General features: G+C 72.1%; 13 protein-coding genes. 4 read left to right on the plus strand and 9 right to left on the minus strand.

Features of this window, described 5'->3' with window-relative positions; translation table 11 throughout:
• The coding region (locus tag ACZ518_RS15115) for a hypothetical protein (protein ID WP_469113492.1) at positions 1-185 on the plus strand (185 nt) is incomplete at its 5' end.
• Between the two features lie 485 nt (positions 186-670).
• Positions 671-1,669, plus strand: coding sequence for a tryptophan--tRNA ligase (trpS, locus tag ACZ518_RS15120; protein WP_469113493.1), 999 nt, complete (start codon positions 671-673; stop codon positions 1,667-1,669).
• A gap of 48 nt (positions 1,670-1,717) precedes the next feature.
• On the opposite strand, the gene proC is transcribed toward trpS, so the two are convergent.
• From proC to ACZ518_RS15145, 5 genes are all read right to left on the minus strand, one after another.
• Positions 1,718-2,527 carry a pyrroline-5-carboxylate reductase gene (proC, locus tag ACZ518_RS15125; RefSeq protein WP_125818675.1) on the minus strand — a complete coding sequence of 270 codons (810 nt, stop codon included), beginning with the start codon at positions 2,525-2,527 and terminating at the stop codon, positions 1,718-1,720.
• A gap of 91 nt (positions 2,528-2,618) precedes the next feature.
• Complete coding sequence (locus ACZ518_RS15130; RefSeq protein ID WP_469113494.1) at positions 2,619-3,356, minus strand: ABC transporter permease; 738 nt, start codon at positions 3,354-3,356, stop codon at positions 2,619-2,621.
• Positions 3,353-4,183: an ABC transporter ATP-binding protein gene (locus ACZ518_RS15135; protein WP_469113495.1), complete on the minus strand. Its 831-nt coding sequence runs from the start codon at positions 4,181-4,183 to the stop codon at positions 3,353-3,355. Before ACZ518_RS15135 ends, ACZ518_RS15130 begins: the two co-directional genes overlap by 4 nt.
• A gap of 97 nt (positions 4,184-4,280) precedes the next feature.
• Complete coding sequence (locus ACZ518_RS15140) at positions 4,281-4,808, minus strand: hypothetical protein (protein WP_469113496.1); 528 nt, start codon at positions 4,806-4,808, stop codon at positions 4,281-4,283.
• 78 nt (positions 4,809-4,886) lie between these two features.
• Positions 4,887-5,186, minus strand: a complete 300-nt coding sequence (locus tag ACZ518_RS15145) for a peptidase (RefSeq protein WP_469113497.1) — start codon at positions 5,184-5,186, stop codon at positions 4,887-4,889.
• A 106-nt stretch (positions 5,187-5,292) separates the two neighbouring features.
• Here ACZ518_RS15145 and ACZ518_RS15150 point away from each other — a divergent pair, with 106 nt between their 5' ends.
• Positions 5,293-7,386, plus strand: a complete 2,094-nt coding sequence (locus ACZ518_RS15150) for a serine/threonine-protein kinase (RefSeq protein WP_469113498.1) — start codon at positions 5,293-5,295, stop codon at positions 7,384-7,386.
• A gap of 37 nt (positions 7,387-7,423) precedes the next feature.
• On the opposite strand, the gene ilvD is transcribed toward ACZ518_RS15150, so the two are convergent.
• The 4 genes from ilvD to ACZ518_RS15170 form a co-directional block, all read right to left on the minus strand.
• Entirely contained in the window at positions 7,424-9,274 is a 1,851-nt protein-coding gene (gene ilvD / locus ACZ518_RS15155) for a dihydroxy-acid dehydratase (RefSeq protein ID WP_469113499.1), read from the minus strand.
• 201 nt (positions 9,275-9,475) lie between these two features.
• On the minus strand, positions 9,476-10,078 hold the full coding sequence (locus tag ACZ518_RS15160) for a TetR/AcrR family transcriptional regulator (protein WP_469113500.1): 603 nt from the start codon (positions 10,076-10,078) through the stop codon (positions 9,476-9,478).
• Positions 10,075-10,899: a sugar phosphate isomerase/epimerase family protein gene (locus tag ACZ518_RS15165; protein WP_405980140.1), complete on the minus strand. Its 825-nt coding sequence runs from the start codon at positions 10,897-10,899 to the stop codon at positions 10,075-10,077. The genes ACZ518_RS15160 and ACZ518_RS15165 overlap by 4 nt, the downstream gene beginning before the upstream one ends.
• A 1,618-nt stretch (positions 10,900-12,517) precedes the next feature.
• Entirely contained in the window at positions 12,518-13,444 is a 927-nt protein-coding gene (locus tag ACZ518_RS15170) for a Ppx/GppA family phosphatase (RefSeq protein ID WP_469113501.1), read from the minus strand.
• Positions 13,445-13,505: 61 nt separating this feature from the next.
• Between ACZ518_RS15170 and ACZ518_RS15175 the strand changes: the two genes are divergently transcribed.
• Entirely contained in the window at positions 13,506-14,339 is an 834-nt protein-coding gene (locus ACZ518_RS15175) for a DUF3109 family protein (RefSeq protein ID WP_469113502.1), read from the plus strand.
• Positions 14,340-14,344: the final 5 nt, after the last annotated feature.

A 14,344-nucleotide genomic window follows, 5' to 3' on the forward strand; every position in this document is an offset into this window, starting at 1 on the left:
CCTCCGGGCTTTCGTTCTTCGTTCTTGCGATTCAGACTCTATCAGAGTCTTTCTCGCTTGCTTTCCAGGTCCTGCGCTTTCGCGCTTTCCCTTTCCGGCGGTTCCGACTCTATCAGATCCTTTCGGGCCTGACCCCCAGTCAGCGGGGTTTGCCTTTCGGGCTGTTGGGCCCTTCCGGCGAGTGAGACAGTAGCGGATTCCCTGCCCCCGAAGCCAATCGGCGGCTGCGTCCTGGAACGCGGATTCCTCATTCGCAAATACGCATGAAAACGAGACGACGAAGTGCGTCGTTCGTTCGAATGTCGTAGTGCGGGATGGCTGTCCGGGGACCGACCGGGGTCGGCGCTCACGTCGGACAACTCGAAGAACCTTACGGACCGGGCACAGGTGTGTCAACCCCAGGCTGACCGGCAGCGACTGGCCGGAAATCCTCACCTGCTCCTCACGTCCCGGGGTCTACGCTGATCCCCATGACCACGCACGTGCTCAAGCTCAGCCTTCGCTGGTGGGCCGCCTGACGGCGGCCGACCCCCCACGCGAGCACGCACGCGTTCACGGCCGCCGCTACGGCGGCCGTTTCTGTTTCTCCCTCAGGGAGTGGCTCGGTCGCCCGACGCGGTGACCACGGCACCACACCACCACTCACGCACTCAGAGGGAGAGCAGCAGACATGACGAGGATCTTCAGCGGGATCACCCCGTCCGGGCACCTGACGCTGGGCAACTACCTGGGGGCCCTGCGGCAGTGGGTCGCGGCCGAGCACGCGCCCTCCGACGCGCTGTTCTGCGTAGTGGACCTGCACGCGCTCACCACGGAGCACGATCCCGCGCGGGTGCGGCGCCTCACCCGGCAGGCCGCGACGCTGTTCCTCGCCGCCGGCCTGGATCCGCAGCGGTGCACCCTCTTCGTGCAGAGCCACGTCGGCGAGCACACCCGGCTGTCCTACCTCCTGGAATGCACCGCTGCCGACGGGGAGCTGCGGCGGATGATCCAGTACCGGGAGAAGGCGGCGAAGGCGGAGGCCGCCGGCAACGGCGTACGGCTGTCGCTGCTGACGTATCCCGTGCTGATGGCCGCCGACATCCTGGCTTACGCGGCGGAGGAGGTGCCGGTCGGCGAGGACCAGCGGCAGCACGTGGAGCTGACCCGGGACCTGGCGGTGCGGTTCAACCAGCGGTACGGGCGGACGTTCACCGTGCCCAAGGTGACGCTGCCAGCCGTGGGCGCGCGGGTCATGGACCTCCAGGACCCGACGTCGAAGATGGGGAAGTCCAGTGAGAGCGGTGCCGGGATCGTCTACCTCCTCGACGAGCCGGCGGTGATCACCAAGAAGGTGATGCGGGCCGTGACCGACAGCGGGGACGGCGGGGTGGTCTACGACCGGGCCGCGCGGCCCGGGGTGGCGAACCTGCTGGACATCCTGGCCGCCTGTACGGGCGGGGACCCGGAGAAGCTGGCCGAGGGCTACGAGCAGTACGGGCCGCTGAAGCGGGACGTCGCCGAGGCCGTGGTGGAGCTGCTGCGTCCGCTGCGGGAGCGGCACGCCGGGCTGGCGGCCGATCCGGGCGAGGTGGAGCGGGTCCTGCGCGAGGGGGCCGGGCGGGCGCGGGACATCGCGCGGCCGGTGGTGGACCGGGCGTACGAGGCCATCGGGCTGCTGGCTCCGTGAAGGAGGGGGAGGGGCGGCCCGGGTACGGGGTCGCCCCTCCTCGCCGCGTCAGCTGTTGCCGGTGGCGAGTTCGCGGCTGCGGTCGCGGGCCGCTTCGAGGGCGGCGATCAGGGCCGCGCGTACCCCGTGCTTCTCCAGCTCGACGATGGCGTTGATCGTCGTACCGGCCGGGGAGGTGACGGCCTCGCGGAGCTTGACGGGGTGCTCGCCGCTGTCGCGGAGCATGACGGCGGCGCCGATGGCGGCCTGGACGATGAGGTCGTGGGCCTGGGCGCGGGGCAGGCCGAGGAGGATGCCGGCGTCGGTCATGGCCTCGACGAGGAAGTAGAAGTAGGCGGGGCCGGAGCCGGAGAGGGCGGTGGCCGCGTCCTGCTGGGACTCGGGGACGCGGAGCGTCTTGCCGACGCCGCCGAAGATCTCCTCGGCGTGCTGGAGGTGGGCGGCGGTGGCGTGGCTGCCGGCGGAGATGACGGACATGGCCTCGTCGACGAGGGCGGGGGTGTTCGTCATGACGCGGACGACGGGGGTGCCGGGGGCGAGCCGCTCCTCGAAGAAGGCGGTGGGGATGCCGGCGGCGCCGCTGATGACCAGGCGGTCGGCGGGGACGTGCGGGGCGAGCTCTTCGAGGAGCTTGCCCATGTCCTGCGGCTTGACGGTGAGGATGAGGGTGTCGGCGCGCTTGGCTGCTTCGGCGTTGCTCACGGCCTCGACGCCGTAGCGGGTGCGGAGCTCCTCGGCGCGCTCGGGGCGGCGGGCGGTGACGAGCAGTTTGGCGGCCGGCCAGCCGCCGCGGATCATGCCGCTGAGCAGGGCCTCGCCGATCTTGCCGGTACCGAGGACTGCGACTGTCTGGGTCATGCCCGATTCACCTCGCCGAACGAACCATCAGGACGTACGCCCTCATCCTTGCACCCGTGCGCGCCGTGGCGAGGGGATGTCCGCTCCGTGGTCAGGGCGTGCGGCGGCGGAGGGTGGCGGCGCCGAGGGCGAGGACGAGCAGCGCGCAGGCCGCGACGACGACGGCGTCGCGTACGAAGTCGGCCGTCATGTCGGTGTGGGTGAGGACCTGGGTCATGCCGTCGACGGCGTAGGACATGGGCAGGACGTCGGAGATGCCGTCGAGCACGGGCTGCATGGTGTCGCGGGGCGCGAACAGGCCGCACAGGAGCAGCTGCGGGAAGATCACGGCCGGCATGAACTGGACGGCCTGGAACTCGGAGGCGGCGAAGGCGGAGACGAACAGGCCGAGGGCGGTGCCGAGGAGGGCGTCGAGGAGGGCGACGAGCAGGAGCAGCCAGGGGGAGCCGATGACGTCGAGGCCGAGGAGCCAGAGGGCGAGGCCGGTGGCGAGGAGGGACTGGACCACGGCGACGGCGCCGAAGGCGAGGGCGTAGCCGGCGATGAGGTCGGCCTTGCCGAGGGGCATGGCGAGGAGGCGTTCGAGGGTGCCGGAGGTGCGTTCGCGGAGGGTGGCGATCGAGGTCACGAGGAACATCGTGATGAGGGGGAAGATCCCGAGGAGGGACGCGCCGATGCTGTCGAAGGTGCGGGGGCTGCCGTCGAAGACGTAGCGCAGCAGGGTGAGCATCAGTACGGGGACCAGCAGCATCAGCGCGATGGAGCGCGGGTCGTGGCGGAGCTGGCGCAGGACGCGGGCGGCGGTGGCGAGGGTGCGGGCGCCGTTCATCGGTGGTTCTCCCTTGCGAGTGCGTCGGCCTGGGCCTCGGCCTGTGCGCCGGCCTGTGCGTTGGCTTCGTCGACGAGGCGGAGGAAGCCTTCCTCGACGGTGGTGGAGCCGGTGCGGGTGCGGAGGGCTTCGGGGGTGTCCTGGGCGAGGATGCGGCCGTCGCGCATGAGGAGCAGGTCGTGGCAGCGCTCGGCCTCGTCCATGACGTGGGAGGAGACGAGGATCGTGACGCCCCGGGCGGCGGTGATCTCGTGGAAGAGGTTCCACAGGTCGCGGCGCAGGACGGGGTCGAGGCCGACGGTGGGTTCGTCGAGGACGAGGAGCTCGGGCGTGCCGAGGAGGGCGACGGCGAGGGAGACGCGGCTGCGCTGGCCGCCGGAGAGGTTGCCGGCGAGGGCGGTGGCGCGGGTGGTGAGGTCGACGTCGGTGATGGCCCGGTCGACGGCGGCGCGGCGGCGTCCGGCGGCGGTGCGGCCGGGGTCGAGGACGGCGGCGAAGTAGTCGAGGTTCTGCCGGACGGTGAGGTCGTCGTAGACGGAGGGCGCCTGGGTGACGTAGCCGATGCGGGAGCGGAGCCCGGGGTGGCCGGCGGGGCGGCCGAGGACGTCGAGGGTGCCGGTGACGTGGGCCTGGGTGCCGACGACCGCGCGCATGAGGGTGGACTTGCCGCAGCCGGAGGGGCCGAGGAGGCCGGTGATGCGGCCGCGGGGGACGTCGAAGCCGATGCCGTCGAGGACGGTGCGGGGGTGGCGGCCGGTGCCGCGGCGGACGGTGAGGCCGTGGGCGTGGACGGCGGGAGGGGGCTCCTCCGGCTGGTTATTCATCATGTGATGAATAATGCTCCCGGCTGTGCCGGGCGTCAATGAGCCGGGCGTTCGATCGCCGTGGGTACCGCCGGTACCGGAGCACCCGCGGTTCCGGGGGCTACTTCTTGCGCTTGGAGCGGCGCGCGGCCGGGTTGCCCGTACGGGCGCCGCGGCGGCGGTTGAATTCGGCCACGGCACGCTCGTACTCGGCGCGGCGGAGCTTCTCGCCGGGTGCCTCGGACAGGCTGCGCAGGAAGTACGCGACGAGGGAGCCGATGAAACCGATCGTCTTCAGGCCCTTGAGGGCGGCCTCGTCGGAGGACGGGCGCGGTCGGCGGCCGAAGGACTCCCAGGTCTTGGCGAACGCGATGGCACTGGCGATCGCGAAGAGCACGACGACGGAGATGCTGAGGAAGGGGCCGACGTCGCCGATCTCCAGGCCCTCGTAGGCGAAGCGCAGGAGGTACGCGCCGATGACGGCGGCGGCGAGCGAGCCGACGGCCACGCCGGCGCGGCGCAGGGCGTAGCCGTTGTCGTGGTCCACCCAGGAGGTGCCGAAGAACCGGATCGGCTCGGGCTGCGGGCCGGGGGCCTGCGCGGCCGACGCCGCGGGGGTGCTCTGGTCTCGCTGCTGGTCGTCGCTCACAGTGCCGATTATCCCCCGGCGGGCGGGACCCGCCGGGGGTGTCTCACCTGGCAGAACGGTGACCTTGCCCCGGTCGGGTCAGCCGCACTGCGGGGCGACGTAGCCGTCACTGCCCGTCTTCACGTAGGCGTCGGAAACGAAGCGGCCGTTACCGATGCAGTCCCACAGGTCCGTGGTGCCGTACGGGCCGGAGACGGTCGTGCCGGAGCACTGGCAGCGGATCGTCACGTACCCGCCGATCGGGACGGAGTCGATGATCGAGTAGTTGGTGCCCGGCCCGCTGCGGACGTTCACCTGGTAGCCGGGGGCGGTCGGGAAGGTGGGGCCCGCGTCGCCGGAAAGGCTCTGGACCTGGCTGGATTCGTTCTCAACGGACATGTGAAATCTCCCCCCATGGGTGCTGCACTGCGCAACGCGCGCAGGGTAGCAAGCCCTTGGATGTTCCCACGGGCCATCGACTAGGCTCCGGCGGGGGTGGTGAGCGGTGCAGTCGCGGCGCGCGGACTACGCCGGGTTTCCGGAATACGCCGGCCAGTACCGGCTCGAATCCGTGCTCGGCTCCGGCGGCATGGGCGTCGTCCACCTGGCCACCTCCAGTTCCGGGCTGAAGCTCGCCGTCAAGGTCGTACACGCCCAGCACGCGGCGGATCCGGAGTTCCGGGCGCGGTTCCGGCAGGAGGTCACGGCCGCCCGGAGGGTGAGCGGCGCGTTCACCGCACCCGTCGTCGACGCCGACCCGGACGCCGAGCGGCCCTGGATGGCCACCCTCTTCATCGACGCCCCGACACTGTCCGAGCGGGTACGCGAACGCGTCCTGGACCCCGTCGAGCTGACCCGGCTCGCCGCCGGGCTGGCGGAGGCCCTGCGGGACATCCACCGGGCCGGGGTGGTGCACCGGGACCTCAAACCGAGCAACGTGCTGATGGCCCCGGACGGGGTGCGCGTCATCGACTTCGGCATCTCGCGCCCGGCCGACAGCGACCTGCGCACGGAGACGGGCAAGCTCATCGGGACCCCGCCCTTCATGGCGCCCGAGCAGTTCCAGCGGCCGAGGGACGTGGGGACTGCCGCCGACGTGTTCGCGCTGGGCGCGGTGCTGGTGCACGCGGCGACCGGGCGCGGCCCCTTCGACTCCGACAGCCACTACCTCGTCGCGTACCAGGTCGTCCACGGCGAGCCCGACCTGACGGGGCTCCCGGCCAGGCTCGTGCCGATCGTGCAGCGCTGCCTGGCGAAGGATCCGGCGGAGCGGCCGACCGCCGAGGCGCTGATCGCGGAGATGCGCGCCGTCGCGTACCCGACCGCCGAGGACACCCAGGCGTTCATACCCCACCCGCGCAGACCCGTGGCGGAGGAGCAGGTCACCCACCAGCGGGAGCGGATCGCGGCGGACCTGCCGCCTGCCGGGCGCCGGCGTCGCCTCCGGCCGGGGCTGCTGGCCGCCGGGCTCGGGGTCCTGCTCGCAGCGGGGGCGGTCGGCGGCTACCTGTGGCCCACGGACACTCCGGAGCACCCCGTCGCGCCCACGTCGGCGAAGGGCTTCACACCGTGGTCGGCTTCACCGGGCTCGCCACCGATGTCGTGCTCGGCGGCCTCCGGCGCCCTGTACTGCTCGGGACGGGGCCTGGCGGCCGCGCGGATCGACCCGGCCGACGGGTCGACGACCTGGTCCGTGCGTACGAACGCGCCCACCCGGGGCGTCACGACCAGCACGCCCCCGCTGCACTCGGCCGGATCGGTCCTCGTGGTGGCACCCGGCAGCGAACTCCTCCAGGCCCTGGACGCGGGCACGGGCGCGGAACGCTGGCAGCGGAAGCTGCCGGGCGGCACGCGCGCGGTGGCCGCGGGCCCGTACGTGGTCACCGTGGCGGCGGACGGCACGGTCACCGCCGTCGACGGGGCGAGCGGCGCCCAGAAGTGGAGCCGGCACATCACCGGCACCGGGTCGGTGTGGTGGGGCGGAGCGGGAACGGGCGGAGCACCCGTGCTCTACACGACCGCGGCGGACCCCGGCGGCGGCTCGACGCAGCTGACGGAGGTGGATCCGGCCACCGGTGCCGCGCGCTGGCACGTCCGGACCGCCGGGAACCTGCGGCCCATCGGTGTGGCGCGCGGAGCGGTGCACCTGCTGGACAACGCCTCCGGGGACAAGGCGGCGGGGATCGTCCGGGTGGACACGGCCACCCGCGCCGTGCGCCGGGTCCAGCTGTCGGCCCCGCTGTACGAGGCCGAGGCCACGGTGGGTGCGGACGGTACGGCGTACGCGTTCGGCACCCGCGGCGGTCTCGTCGCGATCGGCGCGGAGAGGGAGCAGTGGCGGCTGGAGACGGGCGCGGCGTTCGCGTCCCGGCCGGTCTCCGCCGACGGACAGGTCTACCTGACGACGGGGGACGGCCGGCTGCTGGCCGTCGACGCGGCCGCCGGGCGGCTCGTCGGGCAGACCAAGCCGCGCATGGCCTCGCAGGGCACCTTCAGCGCCACCCTCCCCGCCCCCGTCGTCGCCGACGGCCGCGTCTACGCCTCCGCCCCCGACGGCACGGTCTTCGCCCTGGAAACGCGGAACCCCGCCGGGTGGTGAGCCACACCGGCGGGGTCCGGAAGACGGATCAGCGTCCTCAGCCCAGCTTCGACACGTCGCGGACCGCGCCCTTGTCGGCGCTGGTGGCCATCGCCGCGTAGGCGCGCAGGGCCGCCGAGACCGTGCGCTCGCGGGTCTTCGGGGCGTACACGCCGCCGAGCTCCGCGTGGCGGGCCGCCAGCTCCTCGTCCGGGACCAGCAGCTCGATCGACCGGTTCGGGATGTCGATGCGGATCCGGTCGCCGTCCCGGACGACCGCGATGTCGCCGCCCGAGGCCGCCTCCGGGGAGGCGTGGCCGATGGACAGGCCCGAGGTGCCGCCGGAGAAGCGGCCGTCCGTGACCAGGGCGCAGACCTTGCCGAGGCCCCGGCCCTTGAGGAAGGACGTCGGGTAGAGCATCTCCTGCATGCCCGGGCCGCCGCGCGGGCCCTCGTAGCGGATGACGACGACGTCGCCCGGCTGGACCTCCTTGCGGAGGATCTTGTCGACGGCCTCGTCCTGCGACTCGCAGACGACGGCCGGGCCCTCGAAGGTCCAGATCGACTCGTCGACGCCGGCGGTCTTCACCACGCAGCCGTCGACGGCGAGGTTGCCCTTCAGGACGGCGAGGCCGCCGTCCTTGGAGTACGCGTGCTGCACGGAGCGGATGCAGCCGCCCTCGGCGTCGAGGTCGAGGCTCTCCCAGCGTTCGGACTGGGAGAAGGCGGTCGCGGAGCGCTTGCAGCCGGGGGCCGCGTGCCACAGCTCCATGGCCTCCTCGGACGCCGTGCCGGAACGGGCGTCCCACTTCGCGATCCAGTCCTCCATGCCCTTGGAGTGGACGGTGTTGACGTCCTTGTTCAGGAGCCCGCCGCGGTACAGCTCGCCGAGGATGGCGGGGATGCCGCCGGCGCGGTGCACGTCCTCCATGTAGTACGTGCCGCCGGGGGCGACGTTCGGGGCGACCTTGGCCAGGCAGGGCACGCGGCGCGAGACGGCGTCGATGTCCTTGAGGTCGTAGTCCAGGCCCGCCTCCTGCGCGGCGGCCAGCAGGTGCAGGATCGTGTTGGTCGAGCCGCCCATGGCGATGTCCAGGGCCATGGCGTTCTCGAAGGCCTCGCGGGAGGCGATGTTGCGCGGGAGGACGGAGTCGTCGCCGTCCTCGTAGTAGCGCTTGGTGATCTCCACGACCGTGCGGCCGGCGTCCTCGTACAGGGCGCGGCGGGCGGTGTGCGTGGCGAGGACCGAGCCGTTGCCGGGGAGGGCCAGACCGATGGCCTCGGCGAGGCAGTTCATCGAGTTGGCGGTGAACATGCCCGAACACGAACCGCAGGTCGGGCAGGCGTTCTCCTCGATGCGCAGGACGTCCTCGTCCGAGACGTTCTCGTTGGAGGCGTCGACCATGGCGTCGATCAGGTCCAGCTTGCGGACGGTGCCGTCCACCAGGGTCGCCTGGCCGGCCTCCATCGGACCGCCGGAGACGAAGACCACCGGGATGTTGAGGCGCAGTGCCGCCATCAGCATGCCGGGGGTGATCTTGTCGCAGTTGGAGATGCAGATCAGGGCGTCGGCGCAGTGCGCCTCGACCATGTACTCCACGCTGTCCGCGATCAGGTCGCGCGACGGGAGCGAGTACAGCATGCCGGCGTGGCCCATGGCGATGCCGTCGTCGACCGCGATGGTGTTGAACTCGCGGGGGATCGCACCGGCGGCGCGGATGGCGTCCGCGACGATGCGGCCGACCGGCGCCAGGTGCGTGTGGCCGGGGACGAACTCGGTGAAGGAGTTGGCGACCGCGATGATCGGCTTCCCGATGTCCTCGCTCGCTACGCCCGACGCGCGCATCAGCGCACGAGCGCCTGCCATGTTGCGGCCGTGGGTGACGGTGCGGGACCTCAGCTCGGGCATGCGGTTTCACTCCCCATGAGTGCGGCTGTACGGTCAGCCGCGACTGCGGATATGGCTCGGTTACGAGGCTACGCCCACCGCCCGCGATCCGGACACCTGGTCCGGATGCCGGGACGGAGGGGTCATTCCTCGGTCATCCCCCGGGTCACCCCGGGGTCACCCCCCGGGTCACCCTCCGGTCCCCCCTCGGGCCCCCCCGGGTCACCCCTCGGTGAGGTAGCGCTGCAGCGTCGGAGCCACCAGGGCGACGATGTCCTCCTGATCCGCCGACGCGAGCGGCTCGACCTGCACCACGTACCGCAGGATCGCGATCCCGACCATGTGCGAGGCGGCCAGCTCCGCCCGGAACGTCGGATCCGGAACGTCCAGATCGGCGGCGATCCGCTCCAGCAGGCGGCGCAGCACCTTCGCGGCCGCCTCGTGCGTGAGCGCCGACCGGATCACGGCGAGCAGCGGCACCCGGGTGACCGGGTTCTCCCACACCCCGAGGAAGTACCGGACCAGCCGCTCCCCGATGCCGTCGGGGCCCTCCCCGAGAATGGCCGGAACGACCAGGGCGGGCTCCAGGCTCACCTCGACGGCGGCGGCGAACAGGTCGTCCTTGCTGCCGAAGTAGTGGTGCACCAGCGCCGGGTCCACCCCGGCGACCTTCGCGACACCGCGCACGGACGTCTTGTCGTACCCGCGCTCCGCGAACACCTCGCGGGCCGCCAGCCGGATCCGTTCCTGCGTGCCGGGACCGTCGTCGGCCTCGTCCTGGCGCGGCCGGCCGGGCCCCCGCCGCCGCTTCGCGGGCTCGCTCACCGGCGCCCGGCCGGCTTCGCGAGGTGCGCCCGCGTGAAGGCCAGCGCCTCGGCGAGATCGGCCTCACGCTCGGCGGAGGACATGGCGCGCCGCGTGTTGACCTCGATCACCACGTGCCCGTCGAAGGAACTCCGGGCCAGCCCCTCCAGCAGTTCGGCGCAGGGCTGCGTACCGCGCCCGGGGACGAGGTGCTCGTCCTTCGCCGATCCGTTGCCGTCGGCGAGGTGGACGTGCGCCAGCCGGTCGCCCATCCGGTCGATCATCGCGGTGGCATCGGTCCGGGCGGTGGCGGTGTGGGACAGGTCGACGGTGAAGTGCCGGTAGTCGTCCTTCGTCACGTCCCACTCGGGCGCGTACGCGAGCATCTCGCGGTCCCGGTAGCGCCACGGGTACATGTTCTCGACGGCGAAGCGCACATCCGTCTCGTCCGCCATCCGCCAGATCCCGGAGACGAAGTCCCGCGCGTACTGCCGCTGCCAGCGGAACGGCGGGTGCACCACGACGGTCGACGCCCCCAGCCGCTCGGCCGCGGCCTGCGCCCGCTGGAGCTTGGTCCACGGATCGGTGGACCACACCCGCTGTGTGATGAGCAGACAGGGCGCGTGCACGGCCAGGATCGGCACCTGGTGGTGGTCCGACAGGCGGCGCAGCGCCTCGACGTCCTGACTCACCGGGTCCGTCCAGACCATGACCTCCACCCCGTCGTAGCCGAGACGGGCGGCGATCTCGAAGGCGGTCGCCGTGGACTCCGGGTAGACGGAGGCGGTGGACAGGGCGACCTTCGGGGTCCGGCTGTTCGGGATACGGAGCGGATCTGCCACGGTGACAGATTACGGGGCCCCTCCCCGGCGGAACGCAAGCGGCGGCACTTTCGTCATACTTTTCGAATGGAAACCGGGCCCCTGCCCCCCCACCACCGAAGCCTGACCCGTACCACCGCCGCAGCCCGCCAGGGCCAAGCTCCACGGCGAACGGTTCCGGCGCGGGCGGGCTATCTCCCCCTCGACCCCCCGGGCCCAGGCGGTAGTTGCCCACCCGCCCCCGGGTGCGGGTGGGTGGGGTGGGGGCGGTGTTCTGGCGGGGCGGTCTCAGGGCCGGTTTGGGGGTTTCCCGTCAGTCCCATCGTCCTTCCGGTTCGGGCCGGTCCCTCAAGAGCGCTCCCTTCGGTCGCGTCGCTACGCGATGTCGCTTCGCTCCACTCTTGACCGACCGACCCGCCCCGGAAAGCCGAAAGACTGCCGGGAAACCCCCAAAAGAACGGTCACGGGGCAGGAGGAGAGGGACGGGCCTGTCAGCGATGAGGCGAGGGGCCGGGCGTCGGCCGGCCGGGCATCCGGGCCCTCAGAAGTCGCGATTCCGAGCCGGGGACGCGACTAGGCGCACGAGAGGCTGATCAGAGCGGCCTGCGGAGCACCCGGGCGCCCCAGATCGCTACGCGCTCCTGTCGTCTCGGCGTCCGGCGACCGTCCTGGGCTGATACCCGCACCAGAGGTTGATCAGAGCAGCCCGGGGAGCCTTTGGGCGCAGCAAATCGCTACGCGCTTCTCCCGTCTCGGCGTCGGACGGCCGTCTGGGGCCGAGATGGGCGGGAAAGGGGTCATCGGGTGCTTCGAGGGGCGAATGCTGCCTCTCGGAGGGCCTTTGACGGCTTGTCGGAGTCTGAGAGTGTCCTTTTCAACCGCAGACTCCGAGAGGGGACCTTCCACCCTCGCCACGGTCTCCCATATAGGTATAAAAGGGGCTAATTGACCTCCTGTGGCCTATGGCCAGCCCAGGACGGCTGCCGGCCGCCGAGACCAGAGAAGCGCGTAGCGATCTGGCGCGCCCATCCGCTCCCGCGCTGCTCTGGTCGCCCTCTGGTGCGGGTATCAGCCCAAGGCGGTCGCCGGACGCTGAGACGACAGGAGCGCGTAGCGATCTGGTGCGGCCTGGGTGCTCCGCAGGCCGCTCTGATCAACCTCTCGTGCGGGTAGCCGCGCCCCCGGCCCGGAATCTCGACTCTTGAGGGCCCGGATGCCCGGCCGGCCAAGGCCCGGCCCCTCGCCTCGTCACTGAGGGAGCCGCTCCTCTCCTCCTGCCCCGTGACCGTTCTTTTGGGGGCTTCCCGGCAGTCTTTCGGCTTTCCGGGGCGGGACGGTCGGTCAAGGGTCGCCGAAGGCGATCACGAAGTGACGCGACCGAAGGGAGCGCCCTTGAGGGACCGGCCCGAACCGGAAGGACGATGGGACTGACGGGAAACCCCCAAGCCAGCTGCGAGACCGCCCAAGGAGGTACGGCCCCCACCCCAGCGGCCCGCAGACGGGGAGGCGGGTGGGCAGCCACCGCCCCGCCCCACGGGGTCGAGGGGGAGATGGCGGGCCCGAACCGCGAGGCCCGGACCGCAGGCCGCGTACAGACCCACCCGCCCGGGCCGCAGGCCTCGTACCGCTCGGCCCGGGCCTACGGCAGGTGGTCCAGGCGGCGGAGGATGACGCCTTCGCGGAGGGCCCACGGGCAGATCTCCAGCTCGTCCACCCCGAAGAGGTCCATCGCCGCCTCCGCCACCAGCGCGCCCGCCAGGAGCTGGGCCGCGCGGCCCTCCGAGACGCCCGGGAGGCCGGCGCGTTCCGTCGTGGTCATCGCCGTCAGGCGCGGCACCCACTCCTCCAGGGACTTCCGCGTCAGCTCACGCTGCACGTACAGGCCGTCGGCCTCGCGGGCCGCGCCCGCGATGCGGGCCAGCTGCTTGAAGGTCTTCGACGTCGCCACCACGTGGTCCGGTGCCCCGAAGCGGCTGAACTCGCCGACCGTCCGCGCGATCTGCGCCCGGACGTGCCGCCGCAGCGCCCGCACGTCCGCCGGGTCCGCCGGGTCACCGGGGAGCCAGGCCGAGGTGAGGCGGCCCGCGCCCAACGGCAGGGACACGGCCGCGTCGGGGTCCTCGTCGATGCCGAACGCGATCTCCAGCGAGCCCCCGCCGATGTCGAGTACCAGCAGCTTCCCGGCCGACCAGCCGAACCACCGCCGGACCGCCAGGAAGGTCAGCCGGGCCTCGTCCTCGCCGCTGAGCACCGGCAGCTCGATGCCGGTCTCCTCCTTGACCCGGGCGAGGACCTCGTCGGCGTTCGGGGCTTCGCGCACCGCGCTGGTCGCGAACGGCAGCACGTCCTCGCAGCCCTTGTCCTCGGCCGCCTGCACCGCGTCGGCGATCACCGCGACGAGGCGCTCCACGCCCTCCGGGCTGACCGCGCCGCGCTCGTCGAGCAGCTCGGCGAGCCGCAGCTGCACCTTGTGCGAGTGCGCGGGCTGCGGGCGCGCGCCGGGGTGCGCGTCCACCACCAGCAGATGGATCGTGTTCGAACCCACGTCAAGGACACCGAGTCTCATACGGGAAACGCTACTGGGCCGAACGCGGAGCGGTGGAGGAAGGGGCGCTTAGGCTGGGCTTGTGCCAAATTCGAAGAAGGCCAGCAAGAGCAACAAGACCAACAGCGGCAAGGCCAGTAGCGGCAAGGCCAAGGGCGCCAAGGCCGCGGTGTCGGACGAGAAGGGCCTCGACTTCCCCCGGGCCTGGGTGGAGTTCCCCGATCCCGCCGACGACGAGCAGGTCTTCCGCTGCGACCTGACCTGGCTCACCTCCCGCTGGACGTGCATCTTCGGCAGCGGCTGCCAGGGCATCCAGGCGGGCCGCGCGTCCGACGGGTGCTGCACCCTCGGCGCGCACTTCTCCGACGAGGACGACGAGAAGCGGGTCGCCGAGCACGTCGCCCGTCTCACCCCCGAGCTGTGGCAGTTCCACGACGTCGGCAGCGAGTCGGGCTGGACCCAGCTGGACGACGACGGGGACAAGCAGACCCGCCGCTGGGACGGCGCCTGCATCTTCCTGAACCGGCCCGGCTTCCCCGCCGGCGCGGGCTGTTCCCTGCACATCCTGGCCCTGCGCAGCGGCCAGGAGCCGCTGGAGACCAAGCCGGACGTGTGCTGGCAGCTGCCCATCCGGCGGACGTACGACTGGATCGACCGGCCGGACGACACCCGCGTCCTCCAGGTGACGATCGGCGAGTACGACCGGCGCGGCTGGGGCCCGGGCGGCCACGACCTGCACTGGTGGTGCACGTCGGCGACGTCCGCGCACGGTGGCGGCGACCCGGTGTACGTGTCGTACCGGGCGGAGCTGACGGAGCTGATGGGCAAGGAGGCCTACGAGGAGCTGGTGAAGCTGTGCGAGGCGCGGCTGGCCTCGCTGCTGCCGATGGCCCCGCACCCCGCCGACCCGGCGTAGCCGGG

It is taken from the genome of Streptomyces sp. NPDC033966, assembly GCF_055575955.1.